This is a genomic window from Mesorhizobium sp. L103C105A0 (assembly GCF_000502215.1).
Taxonomy (GTDB): domain Bacteria; phylum Pseudomonadota; class Alphaproteobacteria; order Rhizobiales; family Rhizobiaceae; genus Mesorhizobium.
Genome location: NZ_AYXF01000010.1, coordinates 121,980 through 143,101 on the forward strand (window position 1 = coordinate 121,980; position 21,122 = coordinate 143,101).

At 63.5% G+C, this 21,122-nt stretch carries 14 protein-coding genes; 11 read left to right on the forward strand and 3 right to left on the reverse strand.

What is annotated here, in order from left to right; all coding sequences use genetic code 11:
• Genes tssM (X727_RS141895) through X727_RS141870 form a run of 6 tightly spaced genes read left to right on the forward strand, consistent with a single transcriptional unit; the run spans position 1 to position 8,086 of the window.
• On the forward strand, positions 1–3,540 hold the full coding sequence (gene tssM / locus X727_RS141895) for a type VI secretion system membrane subunit TssM (protein WP_023834862.1): 3,540 nt from the start codon (positions 1–3) through the stop codon (positions 3,538–3,540).
• Entirely contained in the window at positions 3,522–4,064 is a 543-nt protein-coding gene (tagF, locus tag X727_RS141890; RefSeq protein WP_031204583.1) for a type VI secretion system-associated protein TagF, read from the forward strand. The genes tssM (X727_RS141895) and tagF overlap by 19 nt, the downstream gene beginning before the upstream one ends.
• Positions 4,064–5,161 (forward strand): DUF2169 domain-containing protein, encoded by a 1,098-nt coding sequence (locus X727_RS141885; protein WP_023834864.1) that lies wholly within the window; start codon positions 4,064–4,066, stop codon positions 5,159–5,161. Before tagF ends, X727_RS141885 begins: the two co-directional genes overlap by 1 nt.
• Positions 5,158–6,183, forward strand: a complete 1,026-nt coding sequence (locus X727_RS141880; protein WP_023804381.1) for a 3-oxoacyl-ACP synthase — start codon at positions 5,158–5,160, stop codon at positions 6,181–6,183. Before X727_RS141885 ends, X727_RS141880 begins: the two co-directional genes overlap by 4 nt.
• Positions 6,183–7,142 (forward strand): DUF4150 domain-containing protein, encoded by a 960-nt coding sequence (locus X727_RS141875; protein WP_023804382.1) that lies wholly within the window; start codon positions 6,183–6,185, stop codon positions 7,140–7,142. Before X727_RS141880 ends, X727_RS141875 begins: the two co-directional genes overlap by 1 nt.
• Before the next feature lie 14 nt (positions 7,143–7,156).
• A complete protein-coding gene (locus X727_RS141870; RefSeq protein WP_023834866.1) occupies positions 7,157–8,086 on the forward strand; it encodes a hypothetical protein in 930 nt (309 codons plus the stop codon).
• 36 nt (positions 8,087–8,122) lie between these two features.
• Here X727_RS141870 and X727_RS141865 read toward each other — a convergent pair whose 3' ends face one another.
• Genes X727_RS141865 through tssI form a run of 3 tightly spaced genes read right to left on the reverse strand, consistent with a single transcriptional unit; the run spans position 8,123 to position 11,247 of the window.
• Positions 8,123–8,458 (reverse strand): hypothetical protein, encoded by a 336-nt coding sequence (locus X727_RS141865; protein WP_023804384.1) that lies wholly within the window; start codon positions 8,456–8,458, stop codon positions 8,123–8,125.
• The gene (locus tag X727_RS141860; RefSeq protein WP_023834867.1) at positions 8,458–8,901 is read right to left on the reverse strand and encodes a DUF6484 domain-containing protein; all 444 of its coding nucleotides are present in this window, start codon (positions 8,899–8,901) and stop codon (positions 8,458–8,460) included. Before X727_RS141860 ends, X727_RS141865 begins: the two co-directional genes overlap by 1 nt.
• 12 nt (positions 8,902–8,913) lie before the next feature.
• A complete protein-coding gene (tssI, locus tag X727_RS141855) occupies positions 8,914–11,247 on the reverse strand; it encodes a type VI secretion system tip protein TssI/VgrG (protein WP_023834868.1) in 2,334 nt (777 codons plus the stop codon).
• Positions 11,248–11,518: 271 nt separating this feature from the next.
• Here tssI and tagH point away from each other — a divergent pair, with 271 nt between their 5' ends.
• The 5 genes from tagH (at position 11,519) to X727_RS141830 (ending at position 21,118) form a co-directional block, all read left to right on the forward strand.
• Positions 11,519–12,541, forward strand: coding sequence for a type VI secretion system-associated FHA domain protein TagH (gene tagH, locus X727_RS141850; RefSeq protein ID WP_023695279.1), 1,023 nt, complete (start codon positions 11,519–11,521; stop codon positions 12,539–12,541).
• 250 nt (positions 12,542–12,791) lie between these two features.
• On the forward strand, positions 12,792–14,318 hold the full coding sequence (tssL, locus tag X727_RS141845; RefSeq protein ID WP_023834869.1) for a type VI secretion system protein TssL, long form: 1,527 nt from the start codon (positions 12,792–12,794) through the stop codon (positions 14,316–14,318).
• Positions 14,315–17,836: a type VI secretion system membrane subunit TssM gene (tssM, locus tag X727_RS141840; RefSeq protein ID WP_023834870.1), complete on the forward strand. Its 3,522-nt coding sequence runs from the start codon at positions 14,315–14,317 to the stop codon at positions 17,834–17,836. The genes tssL and tssM (X727_RS141840) overlap by 4 nt, the downstream gene beginning before the upstream one ends.
• A 157-nt stretch (positions 17,837–17,993) precedes the next feature.
• Positions 17,994–18,752, forward strand: a complete 759-nt coding sequence (locus X727_RS141835; RefSeq protein ID WP_023834871.1) for a protein phosphatase 2C domain-containing protein — start codon at positions 17,994–17,996, stop codon at positions 18,750–18,752.
• Positions 18,749–21,118, forward strand: a complete 2,370-nt coding sequence (locus X727_RS141830; protein ID WP_023834872.1) for a serine/threonine-protein kinase — start codon at positions 18,749–18,751, stop codon at positions 21,116–21,118. The genes X727_RS141835 and X727_RS141830 overlap by 4 nt, the downstream gene beginning before the upstream one ends.
• Positions 21,119–21,122 lie beyond the last annotated feature (4 nt).

Consider the following 21,122-nt stretch of genomic DNA (forward strand, 5'->3'; position numbering starts at 1 on the left):
ATGTTCATCCTGCGCTTCCTCTGGGCGGTCCTGACTTCGCGTTTCCTGTGGACGCTGATCGGCCTGGCGCTGCTGTCGCTGATCATCTGGGTGTTCGGCCCGATCGTACGGGTCGGCGACTATGTGCCGATGGCGTCGGAGACGGTGCGCATCGTCATCATCGCTCTTTTGGTGATCTTCTGGCTGATCTGGCTGATCGTCGCGCAGCGCCGGGCAATCCGCGCCAACCGCATGTTCGTCGCCGAGATTTCCGCCCCGGTCGAGGAAAAGCGGCTCAGTCCGGGCGAGGAAAACGTCGCCGCGGTCGGCTCCAAGTTCCAGGACGTCATGGTCGAGTTGAAGCGCCGCAAGCTCGGCGGCCGCAAGTTCCTGCGCGAGATGCCGTGGTATGTGATCGTCGGCCCGCCGGCGACCGGCAAGACGACGGCCTTGCGCCAGTCCGGCCTCAACCTTCCGATCGACCTGACCGACGATCTGCAGGGCATCGGCGGTACCCGTAACTGCGACTGGTTCTTCTCCGAAAACGCAGTGATGATCGACACCGCTGGCCGCTATGTCCAGCAGGAAAGCCAGCCCGATGTCGACGCCGTGGAATGGCTGGGCTTCCTCGATCTGTTGAAGAAGCATCGTGGCCGTCGTGCGCTCAACGGCGTCATCGTTGCGCTTGGGATCGACGCGCTGTCCGAGGGCGACGAAGCCGTCAAGGCGCATGGCCGCAAGATCCGCAGGCGCCTGGCCGAGCTCGAAGAGCGGCTGGAAATCCGCCTGCCGGTCTATCTCATGCTGACCAAGGCCGATCTGATCAGAGGCTTCGAGGCCTTCTTCAGCGGCCTGTCGACGGCGGCGCGCGAACAGGTATGGGGGACGACCTTCCCGCTCGATGCACGCGTCGACGCCAAGACGATCGCGGGCGAAATCACGACGCTGTCGAGGGAGCTGGAAAAGCGGTTGGTGCCGCGGCTGGAAGACGAGGACAAGCTGGCCGAACGGGCCGAGATCTTCCGCTTTCCCGCACAGCTGCAAAGCCTGTCCGAGCCGATCCAGGTGCTGGTCGAGGCGATGTTCGGCGAGAGCCGCTACGAGGAGGCGGCCTGGCTGCGCGGCCTCTATCTGACCTCGGCCACCCAGGAAGGCGCGCCGATCGACCGGCTGACCGCGGCGCTCGCCTCCTCCTTCGGCCTGCCGGCACGACGCACGATGCCGGCGCAGCGCTTCGAGAAGCGCAGCTTCTTCCTCAAGAACCTTTTGACCGAGGTGATCTTCAAGGAGGCCGGGCTCGGCACCTTCGATCCGCTGGCGCAGCGCCGCCGCAGCTGGATCTGGCGCGGTGCCGCCGCTGCCAGCGCGGCTGCGGCCATACTCGCCGGCGGCCTGTTCACCTGGTCCTACTACGACAATCGCAACGCCATCGCCGCGCAAGCCGGCCAGTTCGAAGCGCTGCAGGCGCCGCTGACGTCGACCGCGGCGACGCCCGCCTCGGTGCTGCAGCCGGCGATGGACGTTGCCCTGACCGCCATGGACGAAGTCGTCAATGCCAGGACTGCGCCTCCGAACAAGGCACAGGACCTGCTCGGACCATCGGCTTCGGCCGAGATGATGCGGGCGCAGACCGACACCTATGACCACGCTCTGCGCAACGTGCTGGAGCCGCGGATGGTGGCGCTGCTCGAAGCGACCATGTGGCGGCAGATCCGCGATCCGGACTTCATGCTGGGCGCACTCAAGACCTACCGCATGATGACCGGCCTGTCTCAGATGGATTCGGATTTCGTCGAGAATTGGTGGGTGAACGACCTGCCCGAATTCGCGCCGGCCGCGCCCTTCCCGACCGCCGATGCGGAAGAACACCAGTTGGCCGCGATCCGGCGCATGGCGGTCGACGACAGCTACATCGCGCCCGACCAGGCGCTGGTCGCCGAAGCGCTGAAAACGGTCTGCACGATCTCGCTGCCGGCGCGGGCCTACAAGCAATTGCTGGCCGATCCGGCGGTGGCCGGATTGAAGGAATGGATCCCCGCCAATTTCGCCGGGCCGAACGGCGCCAAGGTGTTTTCGCGACGCTCCGACAAGACGCTGCGCGTCGGCATATCAGGCGCCTTCACCTATGACGGCTTCCACGATGCGATCCTCGACCGGGTCGAGGATGTCGCCGCCCAGGCGGCACTCGACCGCGCCGTGTTTGCCGGCGGCTGCTCGGAAAATTCCGAGACGTCGGTGTCGGCGCTGTCGGAAGATATCCTGAAGCTCTACTATGACGACTATATCGCGCAGTGGGACAGTTTTTTGCGCGACATGCGGCTGGCGCCGCTCAGCGACCTCAACATTGCCAGCGAGAATCTGAAAGACCTTTCCAGTGCCGATTCCGCGTTGAAGCGGCTGTTGACGGCGGTGGTCCAGGAGGTCGACCTCACCCGCTCGGACGACGCGCCGGCCGGTGACGACAAGGCGGCGGCGAAGGGCGGCTCGAAACTGCTGGGCAAGCTCGGCAAACTGGGCAAGATCGTCAAGACCGGCGCCAAGCTGTTGCCGCGCGCAGGATCGGCCAGCGAAGTCGACCTGACCGGCACGTTGGTGGCCGAACACTTCAAGCCGCTCAAGAGCACGATTGCCGAGGTCGACGGCCAGCCGCCGGCGCTCGATGCCGCGGTCGTCGCGCTGACGGCGCTGTCCAACGTGCTGCAGACGGTGACCGCCAATCCCGACCCGCAGGACGCGATCAAGAAACAGGGCGGGCTTGCCGAACTGACCGGCGCCGTCGCCCGCCAGGCGCAAATCCTGCCCGACCCGGTCAACACCTGGCTGAGCGGCATTGCCGGCGACACCAGCGGGTTGACGCAGAAGGCCGTGGCCTCCGAGCTCAACGCCATCTGGCGCGCCGACATCCTGCCCTTCTGCCAGGCCGCGCTCAACGACCGCTATCCGTTCAGCCCCGACAGTGCCGTCGACGTCAACGTGCGCGACTTCGCCCGCCTGTTCGGACCGGCAGGGATGATCGACGGCTTCATCAACGACCATCTGATCGGCTATGTCGACACCTCGGCGCAGCCTTGGAAATGGCGTGCCGATTTCGGCCTCGACCCGTCCGCACTTGCCGCCTTCGAGCAGGCGCGGCGCATCCGCGACGATCTCTTTCCCGGCGGTCAGGGCCCGGTGATGGCCTTCACGCTCGAGCCGACCGACCTGTCGCCCAACGTGACCCGCGTCACGCTCAACCTCGATGGCCAGAACCTGGTCTATTTCAACAATGCGACGCGACCGCAACCGATGACCTGGCCCGGCAAGGACGGCACCGGCGTCATCTCGCTCGCCTTCCAGCCGATCGACGGCTCGCCCGAAATCATGCTCAACGAGACGGGAAGCTGGGCGTGGCTGAGGATGCTGCGCGGCGGCCGCTTCACCGGGACGTCGCTGTCCGATGTCTACAGCCTGCGGCTGGGGACGAAAGGCATGTACGCCGATTTCAAGCTCAAGGCGGCAAGTGTCGAGAACCCCTACAACCTCCAGATGTTCAAGAAATTCTCATGTCCGCCGCAGATATGATCCTGCCCGGCTTCTACGGCAAAATGCCCGCCACCGGCGACTTCGTCAGCCGGCGGCTAACGGGCGAGTTCGTGCGTCTGTGGGACCGCTGGCTGGCGCAGCATCTGGTGCCGCTGTTTGGCCAGGATATCTGGCCGCCGGCCACGGCGCTGCGGTTTCTGGCCGGCCCGGACTCCTTCGGCGCGTCGGCGGGCATCATCCTGCAGAGCGCCGACAAGGTTGGCCGGAAATTCCCCTTGAGCATTGTCGCCGTGCTAACCGAAACGCCTGTCTCGCTGACGCATGCCGAGGCATGGTTTGCCGGAATCGAGGAGGCCGCCAGCGCCGCCCAGCAGGGCGAGCTGACGCCCGACGAACTGGATGCAGCTTTGGCGGCACTGCCTTTGCCGCCGGCTGAGCCGGGCGAGGAACTGATCGCCGACATGGTGATGTGGACGGCGCACTCCGACATTTTCGACATCGACCCGCACTCGCCGCAAGCGACGCTGGAGACAATCCTCGCCGGCAGTTGGGAGACGAGTTGATGCAGATCTGGAACCAGATGGGCTATCCGCATCAATTCACCGTGGGCACGGACAAGGCCGCCCATGAGTGGATTGTCGTGGTGGTGAAAGGCACGTTCGACTTTCCCGCAACGCCAGGCGGACCGGTGCAGAAATCGGCGGAGCAGGTACCGCTGGTCATGGCCGACACGCAGACCGGTGAACCCGGCTATTCCGCAACATTATGGGAAACCGATTTCGCTTTCCGCAAGCCACGCTGCGACATCATCGCCAATGGCTGTGCTTACGCCCCAAACGGGAGACCAGCCGAGCGCGTGCCGGTCGGCATCAAAGTTGGAAATTGGTCGAAACTCTTCGAGGTGGTGGGCACGCGTGAGTGGCGTGCCATCGGGCCATTGTTTGCCGCTACAGCGCCGCAGCCGTTCCTACGCCTGCCGATTTCCTACGACGTTGCGTGGGGCGGAACTGACCGGCTCGACCCCGAGGACAAGGCGCCGGCAAGTTACAGATACAACCCGGTCGGAACCGGCTGGTCGCGTGCCAGGAACCAGCGGCTGATCCCGGGCCTGCGCCTTCCCAACACCCAAGCCGTCGGCGAGGACATCCGCTCGCCGTTCAGCGACTACAGGCCCATGAGTTTTGGTCCAATGGGCCGTGGCTGGCCTGGCCGGATCGAGTATGGCGGCACCTATGACGACAACTGGGTAGCCAACATCTTTCCATTCCTGCCTCCGGATTTCGATGAGCGCTATTTCCAGATGGCGCCGTCCGACCAGCAGATCGACCAGCCGAAAGGTGGCGAAGAAGTACATCTGGTCAACCTGACCCCTGAGGGCCGGGTAAGCTTTCGCCTGCCACAGACGGCATTGCCGATGACGCTGTTCAGAGAGCGAGAACTCTCATTTCAAGGAGAAATCCTTCCCGACACCATTTTGTTTGATCCCGAGAACCGCTGCTTCTCGCTGGTCTGGCGCGTGTCTCAGCGCATTCATCGCACGATCCTGGACTTCACCGAATGCTGGATCGGCCCGCCGACGGAGTCGATGTTGCGAGCGCGAGCCACTGGCCGGGACTATATACGCGCCGTTGGGGCCGCGCCCGAGGATGAAGCCGCATGAGCGCAGCGATTAATGTCGTTTCGATCGGCATGGTGACCGCCGTCGGCCTCGACGCGCCCTCGTCATGCGCAGCAATGCGAGCCGGGGTAGACGGATTTCAGGAGACAGGTTTCCTCGCCGCGGGCGGAGAGCGCCTTATAGGCGCGCCCGTTCCCTTGCCCGGTGACTGGGTCGGCGAGAAGCGTATGGCCTACCTTGCCGCGATGGCGATCACCGAAGCTTTTGCCGGCGCGCCGGAGGCGCGAGGTGACGCCGCCCTCATTCTATGCCTTGCCGAAAACGACCGCCCCGGGCGGCCGGCCTCGGACGGACAGCGCATGCTCGCGCGCATAGCCGCGATCACCAAGCTGACCAGTCCCAACAAGGCACGGATCGTGGCGCACGGTCGGCCCTCCGGGCTGGTCGCATTGGAACAGGCCCGCAGAATCTTCTCGGCCGGCGAAGCCCCTTTCGTGATGATCGTCGGCGTCGACAGCTACCTGACGGCGGGCACCGTCACGCACTACTTTACCGAAAACCGGCTGCTGGTTCCAGACAACCCGGACGGATTCATCCCCGGCGAGGCGGCCGCCGCGATCCTTTGCTCCCCCCGGGCGACCGCCGGCAGCCTTCACCTGCATGGCCTCGGCTTCAGCCGAGAGCCCGCCTTCATCTACAATCCGGATGATCTGGCGTCGCGCGGTGACGGCATGACCGCCGCCTACCGGACCGCACTTGAGGAGACCGGTATCGCCATGCATCGTGTCGGCTATCGCATCTCCGACCTGATCGGCGAAAAATACTGGTTCAGGCAGAGCGCTCTGGCCACCCTGCGGCTCACCCGTGGCCGCCGCGAGTTCATGGATATCTGGTCGCCCGGTGAAACCCTAGGTAATGTCGGGGCCGCCGTGGTCCCACTCATGCTGGGTTGGGCATTCACCGCTGCCGTCAAGGGCTACGCCATGGGTGAATCCGTGCTCGTTGAAGCCTCCAACGACGCTGGCGCCTGCGGGGCCGCCGTCTTTGCAGGACGGGCCGTCTGATGGGAAACGTCTTCGCCAACGGGCTGGAAATTTCCGGCCAAGGGAGCGACGGTAAGACAATTGCGGCGTTTCCGGACGTCTGCTTCACCCCTCCGGAAAATCCCGCGACTCCTCCCGGCGTACCTATCCCGTACCCCCTGTTCGGGGTGTCCAGCGATACCGAGCAGGGTACTGGAACGGTCAAGATCTCCGGCAAGACCGTCAACATCAAGAACAAGTCCGACCTTTCAAAGACCTCTGGCGACGAGGCCGGGTGTGCGGCCAAGAAGGGCATCATCACCTCGACCAATACCGGCAAGGAATACTTCAATTCCTGGTCCAACGACGTGAAATTCGACGGAGAGCCGGTGATCCGGTTCACCGATCTGTCGACCAACAACCACGCCTCTACAGCCGCAACCGCAGCCGTTCCTTGGGCCCATATCCTGACAGTCAATATGGGCAATGTGACTTGCGGAACCCTTCTGCAAAAGCACAACATGAGACTTCACGCTCACGAGGATAAGAAATGTCCAGCAGGATATGAATCCGAGCACTTTGTTAGCAACGAATACTTTCAAGGCGACCGCGAGCACAATATCTCATATCCAAAATGGAGAAACTATGATCAAAATACTGCCCCTTGCGTCTGTATTCGATCGTACAAACACAAAAAGGGCGGAGGATATCAGTCAGGAAAGGGGAGCAAGAAGGGATCCCCACACAATCTAAAGACCAACATGATGAGCGACTACAACACTAGGCGGCTCAATCAGGGGCAGCCGCCGAGGTTGAGAGGTGGTGTCGACAAGGCTGTCGAATCCGTTACGGTCAACCACAAAGAGTCTAAGAACGCCAGCCCAAAGACTAGAGAAAACATCCAGAAATGCCTCAAGATGATCTTTATGGCTTATATCCAGAGTGTTGTCGTTCCCGCAAAAACACAAGAAGAACTTGGTAAAATGTACACGATGCGCTAGGAGCGCTTTTTGCAATGGCCTTGAAAACTCCCTTCGCCAATCTCGAACCAGATCAGATCGACGTAGAGGTAATGAGCGCGTTTCATCTTGAGGGGAGATATTTCAGTGTATCGGTTCAGCTAAGTGATGAAAACGACGAAATCGGGCATTCATACCTGCTGAAAGTTCTGTTCGACGGAAAGACACTTCGCTACGAGACACTGCTTGAAGTTCCAAACCTTATCCTCGCGCATGTCAGCCCTACTCCAATCGACCATGTAGCATTGGAAATCGGCGGCACGACCCATTTCCTCCACGGCACTGCGCATGCGACCAGTGGGACCCCCGACCAGTTCTTCAACAAGCTCTACCATCAGGAGGGCGGCGCAGTTTATTTGTATGGCGAACATGGAACCGTGTGCGTGGCCGAAGGCCATGCGTGGCGAACAATCAAGCCGATCGCCAAATCGTTCCTGCGGGCCATGCATGGCCCGCGAAACGGTCCGGTTCATGTGGCGGGAGACGACGGCACATTGCTTCGCCTTGCCGGCAATGGTTGGAAGAGAATTCCTCTGAATTTCAACCGCTCTATTAATGCGCTTCAAGTCGCCGAGGATGGGGTTGTAAACATAGGTTGCGAGGACGGTTATTGTTTCCAGTACTTCGAAGACGACCTCGCGGCCATCGAAGCGCCTGAACGGGACTTCTTCTCGATTTGCGAGTTCAAGGGCAAGCGCTACTGGGGCGACGATGAGTACGGCCTCTATGTCCAGAAGCGGTTGAAGCTCGCTCCGCTCAAAGAGTTGGGCTACGGCTATGCGATGCAGGCATCAAGCGAATTCCTGGTTGTGGTTGGTTGGAAGGAAGTCTTCTTGTTCGACGGGTCGACGTGGGTCGGGTTCGAGTTCGGATACAACAAGGGCCTTCATGCCGGCATAATCGATATGTCTCGCAGGTTATTGTGAAACCTGCCGGGAGAGAAAAGCCTCAAAGGCCTGCAACTACCGCCGTCCAGCCGCCAAGTAGCCGCGCACCTTTTCAAGGTCGAGTGCTGCAATCCGCGGCGGATCGGGAACAGAGAGCATACGCAGGACAAAGAGTTCGCCAGCTTCCGGAAAGGCCTCGTAAGCTTTTGTGGCGATCGCCAGCCCCTCGGGCCCGGCCACCCTCAAGCCGTCCAAATGTGCCTCGATCCTTGCAACGAGGCGCGCGAGACGCACCTCGTCCATGTCAGGGTTCTCATCTGGATGAAGCAGGTGATAGTCATACACCGTCCACAGGAATGCCGCCATCTCGGCGTGCTGACGGACGATTTCCGGGAGGACAGGCACCGGCATCAATTGAGATTCACGGATCCGCCGCGGATACGGTTTACGGCGCTGGCATGACTGGTCAGATAGGTGCCACGTATCGTGATATGGCCGTCCTTTTCCATGATGATCGTCGCCTTGCCACAGCGCAGTTCAATCCGCTCGTCGCCGACGATTTTCACACTCTCGCCATCGCGAATGACCTGTGCCGGCGCAACCTTGCGCGCTGGCTCGACGATCCGGCCGACGATAAGCGGCCGTCCCGGATCGCCCTCCTGAAACAGCAATGCCACCTCAACTCCGATCATCGATGAGTTGAGTTCCGTCAAACTACGGGCCGGAATCGCAGTTTGCTTCGGGTTGCCGGGGAAAACCACCAACGGTGCTTCCTCGCCGAAGCCCAGGAAAACACCGATCACCACCCCTTCGATCTTCTCAATGGTTTTGGTCTTCCCAATGGTCCTAGTCATAGCGAGCGAGTCCTAGTTCTGGTTGATCTTGCTGCCCTTCATGGTAATGTCTTTCGAAGCTTTGACGCCAATCTCACCCGAAGCTACGACGGTTATGTCTTTTCCTTCGATCGTGATCGTCCCGTCCTTCTTCAAAGCAATTCCCGCGGAACCGCACTTGATCATTATGGAGTCGCCCGCCTCGATCAGCAGGCTCTTGCCGATCTTCATTGCGCCGTCTTCACCGATTTCGACAGCGCTGCCCTTAGCGATCTTGAGAGCCCGGTCGCCGCCGACTTCGGTGGAATCGCCTTCAGCAATCTTGGTGCTGCGGTCCTTGCCTACGTCCGTAGCCTGTGCACCGCCGATCTTGAAACTCTGATCGGCACCGATCTGAACGCTCTGGCCGGCCGAAACCTGCCAACTGTCGTCCGCACCGATGGTGTGGCTCTGCGCCGCGCCCACAGTGACCGACCGCGTCGCACCGATCGTGTTCGCCTGCGGACCGCCCACGGTCCGGGTCTCGGATGCTCCAACCGAATCGACCCGCGCCGCGCCGACGGTCACCGTCTGCACGATCGCGACGGTCTGGGTGTGGTTGGCGCCGATCGTCTCGGTCGAGTTCGAGCCGATGTTGATCGTCTCATCGACCCCCACCGTCAGTGAGCGGTTCTTGCCCACCGTCTCGGTGTCGTTCGACCCGATATCGGTGGTCTGGTCGACGCCGACCTTGACCGTCTTGTTGTTGCCGACGTCCTCGTCGAGGTTGTGGCCGACGGAGTGCTTGGCGTCGTGGTCGATGCGGTCGGACTGGTCGTGCTGCACCGTCTTGTTGCGGTCGTGCTTGATCAGAAGGTGGTGGTCCTTCTGCGCCTGGAAGTTGACCAGTTCGGAGCCGGCCTTGTCCTCGAACATCAGCTCGTTGTAGCCGCCACCGCCCTTGGACGAGTTCGACTTCCAGCCGGACTGCGTGGCGTTGCCAGGCAGTCCGTAGGGCGGCATCTGCGAGGCGTTGTAGACGCGGCCGGTGATGATCGGCAGGTCCGGATTGCCTTCGATGAAATCGACGATCACTTCCTGGCCGATGCGCGGGATCTGGATGAAGCCCCAGCCGCTGCCGGCCCAGGTCTGCGACACCCGCACGAAGCAGGAGCTCTTCTGGTCCTTCTTGCCGAGGCGGTCCCAGTGGAACTGCACCTTCACCCTGGCATATTTGTCGGTGAAGATCTCCTCGCCGGACGGACCGACCACGGTCGCCGTCTGCGGCCCGCGCATGATCGGCCTTGGCGTGATGCGCGGCGGCCGATAAGCAACTGAGGTCGGCGCCACACCGAGCACCACCTTGAAATTCTCGCCATCGGTGTCGACGCCGGCGCGATAGCCCGGATCGAACAGCCGGTACTCGGCGCTGATCACCAGATACTCCTTGTTCTGGTCGTCGCGCGGAAAGCCGTCGAGCTTGAAGGTGCAGCCGGAGAACAGGCCGCGCACGGTGCCGACAGCGGCAATGCGCATATGCGGCGCCTGGATTTCTTCGCGCCTGATCGCCGCCAGGCTGTCGCCGCGCCCGACTTCCAGATGCGCGCCGGGGTGGCGATAGTTCTCGCCCGCGGCCTGCTTGTGGCCGAAGGGCTGCGCCGACTTCGCCATCAGGTCGGCGGCGGGTTTTTCGAAGTCATAATCGGTGTGGGCATAGGCGCCGGGGCGCACCGCGCTGCCTGGAATCCAGTCGGTGATGTACTCGACGTCGCGGCGCGAGCCCTGCCCTTCGAACTGATAGAGCACCGTCTCATAGCCCGGCGCTGGCTTCAGCTTGCTCATGGCGTCGGCCAGGATCAGTGTGTGCTCACCCTCGGCATGCTCGAAGAAGTACATTATGCCTTCGTGCTCGAGCAGCCGCTGCACGAAATCGAGGTCGCTCTCGTCATATTGCACGCAATATTCGCGCGGCGGATAGGAGCCTTGCAAGCGCTTTTCGAACTTGGCGATGCCGCCATATTTAGAGAAAATCTCCTCCACGATCTCGACGGCGGTCTTGTCCTGGAAAATGCGGCAGTCGGTGGTATTGCCGAGGAACCACAGCCACGGCCTGACGACCGCCTCGTAGTGAGCCAGCCGATCTTCGATGCGGGTAAGGCGAAACTCGGCGATAAGGCCGCTGAACCAGCGTTTGGGATCGGCCTCGCCCTCGATCGAAACGGCGCCGCCCAGCATCTTCAGCGGGTCGATATCGGCATTGGTCGAGACAAATCCAACGGTGTAGGCAAGGCAGCGGCTGATCTCGTCGCGGCCGACGAGATGCGTAAAGGTCAACAGCTCGGCGCCGACCGGCGTCTGCACAAGCGCGGCGCGTTGTTCACTCGGCATGGGTCGTGCCCCTCCTGAGCGCTAGTGTGGCAGGTTCGAAGCCCTTCTTGTGTTAACGACCTCACGTTCAGGGATATTTCGCAACTTGCCACCCAAGCCATGTTGAGCCTACCACATGTTCAATGGCAGACCAAAGAGGACAAGCGGCAGGCCGTTGCTGTTTGCGCCGCTTTCGCCAGTGTGAAACGCCGCTCTCCCGCTGTGCCCGCAAGCTGCTAGACTGTGGCACATCGGATCAATGGAAACGGCAGCGGTCGACGGTCCATAGCGCATGTTCATCAGTCTGCAGATCAGCAATGTCGATGTCCTGCCTGCCGGGCTGCCGCCCGGCTACGCATCGCGCGACCGCGGCTTCGAGATCGGGCGGGAGAACTGCGCCTGGACCTTGCCCGATCCGGACAAGTTCATCTCCGGCCGACATTGCGAAATCCGCTACGAAGGCGGCGCCTTTTTTCTCCACGACGTCTCGCGCAACGGCACATTCGTCAACGGGTCGAGCCAGCGCCTGACCGGCCCGCATCGGTTGGCGCAAGGTGACCGGCTCCGGATCGGCCGCTATATCGTCTCGGTGTCGATCGATGACGGGAACCCAGCCTTCGGTGGCCATGGTTCGACGCAACGGCAGATGCCCGTTGCCGGATCCTTTCCAGACCATGTCGCATCGCCACGGTCACCGACCGCGCCACCCGCTTCGGTCTCCAGCCGGCCGCAGCAAGCCGACGAGATCCTGCGCGCGATTGCCGCCGGCGCCGGCATTCCGCCAGAGGTGCTTTTGCTGCGCCAACCGCAGGAGGTAGCCGGCGAGATCGGCGCGGTGCTGCGCATCCTCGTCGACGAGCTGGTGCTGCTGTTGAAGGCGCGCGCCGCTGCAAAAGTCCTGGCCAAGACCAGCGACCGGACCATGATCAATTCCGCCGACAACAATCCGCTAAAGTTCGTGCCCGGGACAGACGAAATCCTCGACATCATGTTCGCGCGGCGCAGGGCCGGCTATCTCGATGCCAGGCACAGCATCGAAGACGCTTTCCACGACCTCAAAACACATGAATTCGCCACCTTCGCCGCCATGCAGGCAGCGCTGTCGCGGTTGCTTGACGATCTGTCGCCCGAGGCGATTGCGAAAAAACTGCCGCCATCCTCCTTTGCCTCGAAGAAAACGCGCGCCTGGGACGCGCTGGTCGCGACCTGGCGGGCCAAGGAGGAAGCGCACGAGAACGGCATGCTGGACATATTCCTCACCTATTTCAGTGAAGCCTATGCCAAGGCCGCCAAACAGAAGACCGGCAAGGGCTAAGCCCGCGCACCGCTGAAGACACCGTGAAGGCGACCCGAGCACGGGCCGGCCACCAAAATTGCGCCGGGTTTCCATCGCAACCTTCTGAGACTACGATCACATACGACGATTGAGCACGCGGGTACGGTTGGTCGACCTCGGGGGTCTGCGGCACATGTCATGTCACGGCGAGATAGCGTCCTGCGGTCCGCGTTTGCGCGGACATGGCGCTGTGCGTCGCGGCGCGCGGGCGTAGAGGCAGGGATCGGCGATGAGCTCGAAGGATGATCCTTTCGATCCGACCGGCAAAACCGTCATCCGCCCCAGCCGCCCCAATCCCGGCCGCAAGCAAAAGACGGTTCTCGCCCGCGATGCGCCGGCCCCCGGCAGTACGGTGATCGCCCCTGCCAGCGTCCCGGAACCCACGGTTTTCGATCCCAACGCCGGCCGCCAGCCGCCGTCCGACGTCACGGGGACGGTGATCTGTCAGGGTACCCCCTTCACTGAGGCGCCGGCCGATCGGTCCGTTCACGGTTCAGCCGGGACGGCTGGGAAAACGCCGCTGGATGCGCTGCTCGGTGCCAGCGATGGCGTCGACTATGGCGCGGCCAACCCGATCGTCGCTGCCGCGGCGCCCTTGCTGATGCTGGTTGGGCATCTGCGGCTGGTGGCCGTCGAAAGACCGGCCGAGCCGCTGGCGCAGCATGTCGCCGGCCTGATCGAGGATTTCGACCGCAAGATCGTCAGGACCGATACCTCGGAAGAGGATGCGCGCATCGCCAGCTATGTGCTTTGCGAAACCGCCGACGATATCATCGCCAATCTGCCCGGTTCCAGCCGGGATGCGTGGGCGCAGCACGCCATGCTGCAGCGCTTCTTCCAGCTCAAACCCACCGGCGCAGGTTTCTTCCAGGCGCTGAACACGGTGCTGGCGACGCCGGAACCTCACCGCAATCTCATCGAGCTGATGCATGCCTGCCTGTCGCTTGGCTTCGAAGGCCAGTATCGCGGCCAGCCGCGCGAGAGCCTCGAACGGGTCCGCCGCGACGTCTACGAGACATCAGCCTATTTCCGCGTCCCCGGTGACGACGACATCTCGCCGCGCTGGCAAGGCTTGTCGGTCACATCAGCGCAAGGCTCCAGGCGGGTTCCGCTCTGGGCCATAGCCGCTGCAAGCGCGGCGGCTTTGACCGCAGCCTTTTTCACGCTGCGGGTCCTCATCACCAATGATGGCGAGGCTGTTGCCGGCGAGTTGCTGGCGCTCAATCCGGCGACGCCGGTCACCATCGAGCGCACCGGTTTCGTGCCGCTGACCGAGGAGGTGAAAGTCGTCGCAGCGCCAACGACGATTGCGCAGGTCGATCGCATCCGCACTGCCTTGGCCAAGGAGATCGAAGGCGGCGGCGTCAGCGTCGGCACCAAGGGTGATTTCATCATCGTGGAAATCAGCAACGCCCTGCTGTTCCAGTCGGGACGAGCCGAGGTCAAGCCGGAGTTCGAGCCGGTGGCCGCCAGCATCGCGGCGGCTCTCGACGCGGAGCGCGGGCCGATCCGGATCGTCGGCCACACCGACAACGTCAAACCGAAGAAGACCAGCGCCTTCAAATCGAATTTCGACCTCTCCGTCGCACGTGCCCAGTCAGTGGAAAAGATGATCGCAGCGCATTTCAGCGATCCGTCGCGGACAAAGGTCGAGGGCAAGGGCGAGGACGAGCCCATCGCCGACAATGCAACGCCGGACGGCCGCGCCAAAAACCGCCGTGTCGATGTAATGATCCCGCGGGAGGAGATGCTGTGACCGGCTGGCTGCTGCGCATCTTCAGCGCGCTCGCGCTCGCCGGCTTTGCCGCCGCGGTCTGGTACGCCGGCCCGTTAATCCGCTTTGCCGGCGCCCGGCCGTTGGATCCCATCTGGCTGCGGGCAGCGATCATCGGCATCGTCGTCGGAACGGTGGCGATCATCTATGCAATCCGGTTCTGGCGCAGGCGCAAGGCGCAGAAGGCGCTGGAGGCCGCCATGGCCAGCGCCGAGGATGACGGCAGCGATGCAAAGGTGCTGGAAGCTCGCATGAACGAAGCAGTCGCGACGCTCAGGCAGTCGAGCGGCAAGCGCAACTTCCTCTACGACGTCCCCTGGTACATCGTCATCGGCCCGCCGGGCGCCGGCAAGACCACCGCGCTGGTCAATTCCGGCCTGAACTTTCCGCTTGCCGGGTCGGGCCAGGCGCAGCCGGTGGCGGGTGTCGGCGGTACGCGCAATTGCGACTGGTGGTTCACCGACGAGGCGGTGCTGATCGACACGGCCGGGCGCTACACGACGCAGGATTCCCATGCACGGACCGACAGCAAAAGCTGGCTGGCGTTCCTGTCGCTGCTCAAGCGGCACCGGACGCGTCAGCCGATCAATGGCGTCATCCTGGCGATCAGCCTTGCCGATCTGATGGCGGACGGAGAGCAAGCGGCCCGTGTCGCCGAGATCCGCAGCCGCCTGCAGGAAATCCACGAGGTCCTGAAGGTCCGCTTTCCCGTCTACGTGCTGTTCACCAAGGCCGACCTGGTCTCCGGATTCATGGAATATTTCGGCGGTTTCGACGAAGCACGCCGACGCAAGGTGTGGGGCGCGACCTTCCAGACCGCCGAGCGCGGCCTGAACATGGTCGCAGAAGCGCCAGCCGAATTCGACGCGCTGGTGAAGCGCCTGACCGAAGAGATGAGCGAGCGGCTGCAGGCGGAGACCGATCCGGTCGCGCGCATCGCCATTTTCGGCTTCGCCGCGCAGCTCGGTGCGCTGAAAGGCCGGATCGTGAATTTCCTCGAGGGCGTTTTCGAGCCGACGCGCAAGCAGCTGAACGCCCCCCTGCGCGGCCTGTATTTTTCTTCCGGCACGCAGGAAGGCACGCCGATCGACCAGTTGCTGGGCAGCATAGGCCGCAGTTTCGGCAGGAATGCCCAGGCGCATCTTTCCGGCACCGGCAAAAGCTTCTTCCTGCACGATCTGTTGAGCCGCGTCATTTTCGCCGAGTCCGGCTGGGTGTCCTATGACAGGGCGGCCGACAGGCGCGTTGCGATCGCCCGCTACGCCGGCCTGACAGCGATCGCGGCCATAGCGATCGCCGCGCTTGGCGTTCTCGGCCTGAGCTTTACGACCAACAAATCGCTGGTCGCCGCGACCGGCCAGGCGGCAGGCCAATACCGCGCGACAGCCGCGCCGCTGCTGGCCAGCACGACGGTGTTGGATGCCGACCTCGAAACCGTCATCGGCGCGCTCGATGCGCTGCGCGGCCTGCCGGCCGGCTACGATACGAGAGACCAGCCCACCCCGGCCACGGCGACGTTCGGCCTCAGCCAGCGTGAGCGTATCCTTTCGGCTTCCGAGACTGCCTACCGGCAAGGGCTGGAGCGCATGTTCCGCTCGCGCCTGCTGTTCCAGCTCGAACGCACGATCGAGGCCAGGATGGCCGATCCGATGGCGCTGTACGAGCCGCTGAAGATTTACCTGATGCTAGGCGGCAATGCGCCGAAAGTGGATGACGAACTGGTCGTCACCTGGCTGAAACGGGACTGGGAACAGAACCGCTATCCCGGCGCCCACAATCGCGACGGCCGGGCGCAATTGGAGAAGCATTTGCGCGCCATGCTGGCGCTCGACAACGACCAGGATCCCTCGTTCGAACTCAACCGCGCGCTGGTCGAATCCGCCCAGCGCTCGCTCGGCCGCATGAGCCTTGCCGATCGCGCCACCGCGCTCATCCAGTCGGCCACCTATGCGGCGGCGCTGGACGATTTTTCGGTGTCATCGCAAGCCGGCGCGGAGGCGCCGATGCTGTTCGAGCGCAATGACGGAAACGATCTCGCCGGCCTTCGCGTCCCCGGTCTCTACACCCATGCCGGCTTCGACTTCTATCTGGCGCAACTTGCCAGGAGCGCGCAGGCGCTGGTCGACGATCAATGGGTGATCGGCTCGAGCGGCGAGCAAGGCGGTTTCGACCAGGAATTGCTCAAGCTCGGCCCGGAGCTGCTCGATCGCTATGGCAAGGGCTTTGCGGCGGCGTGGAACGAGGTGCTCGACAGGTTGAAGTTCAAGGCAATGGCCGCCGACAAACCGCAATATCTGGCGCTGTCCGCCGCGGGATCACCGAGTTCGCCGCTGATGCAGCTGTTCGAGGCGATCGCGCGCGAAACAGCGTTGACGCAAGAGCGCAATCCGGCTGCGCCGTCTCAAGACAGCGACCAGGAAATCGCCGCGCGCGCCAAGGGCCTCGCCCGCATCGGCATCGAGCTTGCGGCGCGCAAATCGCAGAGCAGGGCCGGGACCGCCTTTGTCAGCACCCAGAACCAGGATCCCGGCGCCAGCATCGAAGCCCAGTTCCGGTCTTTCCAGGCTTTGGTGGCCGGGGCGCCGGGGCAGCGGCCGCTCGACGCCCTGACCCAGAATTTCCGCGAAATCTATCAGAGCATGCGGCTGGCCGCCGATGTCCCCGCCCAGACGGACCAGGCCAACGCCAATCTGCAGCTGCAGATCTCGACGTTGCGCGCCAATGCTTCGCGGCTGCCGAAGGCGCTGGCCAGGATGGTGAGCGCGGCGGCGGACGATTTCGAGGGCACCGTCGCCGAAACATCGACCACGCATCTCAACGAAATGCTGGAGGAGACCGTCGGCCGTCCGTGCGAAGAGGTGATTGCCGGGCGCTTTCCATTTGCCCCCGCCGGCACCGACGATGTCGCCATGGCGGATTTTGCGAGATTGTTTTCTCCGGGCGGGGTTCTTGACCGGTTCTTCGCGCAGAACCTGGCGTCGCTGGTCGACATGAGCGGCCAGGACTGGGACTGGAAACAGGACACCAGGTTCGGCCGCAATCTGGCGAAATCGACGCTGAAGAACTTTCAGCTCGCGGCACAAATCCGCGCGGCTTTCTTTCCGCTCGGCGGGCCGGTGCCGTCGATCAACATCACCTTCACGCCGCTGTCGCTGCATGGCGATGCCGACATGGCGCTGCTCAATATCGACGGCCAGGTGCTGCAGGCCACCCAGGCCGGCAACACGCCGGGCCTGATTCCGTGGCCGGGCAAGACCGGTTCGGCCAGTCTCAGCCTGACGCCGGAGCTGCCCGGGCGCGAGTCCGCAATCAAGTTCGACGGTCCCTGGGCTTTGAAACGATTGCTGGACAAGGGGCAGGTCACCGCCAATGGCGACAGTCTCGAAGCGCATTTCGTCATCGGCGGACGGGATGTCGCCTACACGATCAAGACCGGGGAGGACGGCAATCCGTTCACGCTGCCGGCGCTCTCCGCGTTCAGCTGTCCGAAGGCTTTCTGATGGGGAATTGCATGGCAGGACCGGCGATTGCAGGACGCAGAGACAGCTGCGGCACCACACCGTCCGTCATCAGCGGCTTAGATTTCGATTCTCTAATGAATGGGGCTGTGGCAGACTGGCCAGGCACGTCAGCCAAGGCGTTGCGGAGCGTAGGCAAGTGAACGATGCCGCCTTTGAGAGCTACGGCGTGAGCCACAAGGGCTGCGTGCGCGACCACAATGAGGACAGCTTTCTGGTCGAGCCGCAGATCGGCCTCTGGGTGGTGGCCGACGGCATGGGCGGGCACGAGGCCGGAGAAGTCGCTTCGGCAAGCATTGTCGAGCATCTGGCGACGATCGGCATCGCCAGTTCGGCGCCGGATCTGCGCGCCCGCTTTGAGGATCGGCTGAACCGGGCGCATGCCGAGATCCGCCGGATTTCGCGCTCACGCGGCGTGACCATCGGCTCCACCGTTGCCGCACTGCTGGCCATGGACGGCAGGTTCGCCTGCCTGTGGTCGGGCGACAGCCGCGTCTATCTCGTGCGCAACGCCGCGATCTCGCAGATTTCGCGCGACCACACCGAGGTCCAGGAACTGCTCGACAGCGGCGCGATCAGCGCGGCCGAAGCGGAGAACTGGCCGCGCCGCAACGTCATCACCCGCGCCATCGGCGTCAACGACGAAATCGCCATCGACTTCCAGCAGGGAGAGACCCTTGCCGGCGACATCTTCATCCTCAGCACGGACGGGCTGACGGCGCATGTCAGCGACGCGGAAATTGCGGCAGCAGTGCTCTCGGCAGCGCCGCAGGCTGCCTGCGAAAAGCTGCTTACCATGGTGCTCGAGCGCGGCGGCACCGACAACGTCACCATCGTGCTGGTCAAGATCAGAGACAAAGGCAATGGCCTGTCCCGTGCAGGAGGCCAAGACCGATGAGCTCCGACGACAAGACCCGGCTATTGCCCAACATGGCGGATACCAGCGTCGGCACGCAGCTCAGCGGCATCTACGAGCTCGACGAACGCATCGCGTCGGGCGGCATGGGCGAGGTCTATCGCGGCCACAACATCCAGACCGGCGATCATGTCGCGATCAAGATCGTGCTGCCGGAATTCGCCCGCGACCAGACGATCCTGTCGCTGTTTCGCAAGGAAGCCTCGATCCTCAACCATCTGTCGCATGACGCGGTCGTACGCTACCACGTCTTCACCATCGATCCCGGCATCGGGCGGCCCTATCTGGCGATGGAATTCGTCGACGGCCAGTCGCTGTACGACGTCATGCGCGGCGGTGCGATGGCAACGCCGGATGTGCGCAAATTGTGCCACCGGCTGGCCTCGGGCCTCAGCGCCGTGCACCAGGCCGGCGCCATCCACCGCGATCTTTCGCCCGACAACATCATCCTGCCGGGAGGTCGGGTCGAGCGGGCAAAAATCATCGATTTCGGCATTGCGCGATCGGCGGCGGTCGGCGGCGAGACGCTGATCGGCGGCAAGTTCGCCGGAAAATACAATTACGTCTCCCCCGAGCAGCTCGGGCTCTATGGCGGCGAGGTCAGCGAACAGTCCGACATCTACAGCCTGGGGCTGGTGTTGGCGGCGGCGCTGCGCGGCAAGCCGATCGACATGGGCGGCTCGCAATACGAGATCGTCGAAAAACGGCGGACCGTGCCTGATCTCTCCGGCATCGATGCCGATTTCAGGGACATTGTCGAAGCGATGCTGCGGCCTGACCCGGATGATCGACCGGCCAGCATGGCCGAAATCGCCCGGTTGACGCGCGACGACAGCGACGCGACCTTGCCGCCGGCATCGCTCGCGCCCCGGCCCGGTCTGCCGCGAACCGGGCAGACCGCAGGGCCTGTCTCGAAGGTCGGGGACTCGCCGGCCCAAGGCTTCGGTTCGGCCCCGCCAAGCGGCACGGCGGAGCCGTCTTTCGTGCCGCACGTGCGCCCGGCGCACCTGTCGCAGCCGAAACCGGCTGCTGAAACTCCCAAGCGAGCAAGCACACCGCCGAAGCGTGCTACTACAGGCAGAAATCTGACGATCGCGGTGCTGTCGGCGGTGGCCGTGGTATCGCTGGGAGGGCTCTATGCATCGGGTATCGTGGGATTCGGAGACCGGCCTCGCGTCACCGACACCGGCAAGCCGCTCCAACCCGGACTGACAAAGCCGACCGTCGCTGACAAGCCCGTTCCGGACACTGCGCCGGTCGAGAAGATGGTGCCAAAGCCGCAACCAGCGGAGACTCCGGCTGAAGATCAGGCCAAAGCGCCGGTCGAGCCGCAGCCGACGCCGCCAGTCGCGTCGAGCGCTACGGCCCCGCAGCCGGCCGAACCAACCGACAAGACCGTTGCGCTGCAACCGCCATCCGGCCCGTCGCAGCCCGGTGCCGCGAAGAACCCGGAGCTTGTCAGTCCGCCGGTAGAGCCCAAGGCGACAGCGCCAGCCACGCAAACACCTGAACCGACGGCCGAGGCCCCCAAACCCACAGCACCGACGCCGGAACCCACCGCTCAAGCGCCCGAGCCCAAGGCGCGGGCGCCTGAACCGACCGCGGAGCCTAAGCCGAGCCAGCCCGATATCGCCAGCGGTGAGCAGGCCGACAAGCCGGCAGAGCCCGACATTGCCATGAACGTGCCCAAGCCGGAGGTGCCGCCACCGGCCGATGCGGCCGCGGAGCGGGTCACCTGGGTACGCGCCTTCAATGGTGGTGATTGTTTTTTTGCGACGGTGACGTCGGCCGCCGACAAGGGTGTCGCGATCGAGGGCTTCGGCACGTCGGTGCCACCCTTCGAACAGTTGCTTGGGGAATTCCAGGCGAAGTTCCATGTCGAGCCGGATATCAGCGTCCGCCTTATCCAGCCCCCGCAATGCGGGATCACCGGCTTCCTGCGTTTCATGGGCGCGAGCACGGCCGACAGGCCGCAGCTTGTCCTCGACCAGACATCGGTGCCGGACGGCTCGCCGATCGACGGCACGCTGGTGACGCATGGCGGGCTGGTGTCGAGCGTGTTCCTGATCGACCACAGGGGCATCGCCTTCAACCTCGACGACCATGTTGTCGTACAAGCCGACAAGGCGACCTTCTCGATCCCGATCGGGCTCGGCGCCGCCGACAAGGCGGCTGGCAAGGCGTTGCCGCAGATCATCATGGTGATCACCGGGCCGCAGGACATTAAGGCGGCGGACTTCACAACGCCGACGCCGGCCTCGGTGCTGTTGCCCAGGATACTCGACGAGATCGGCGCCAGGAGTTCGGCATTTTCGGCGACCGCCAAATATTTCCGCCTCGGCGGGTAGCACC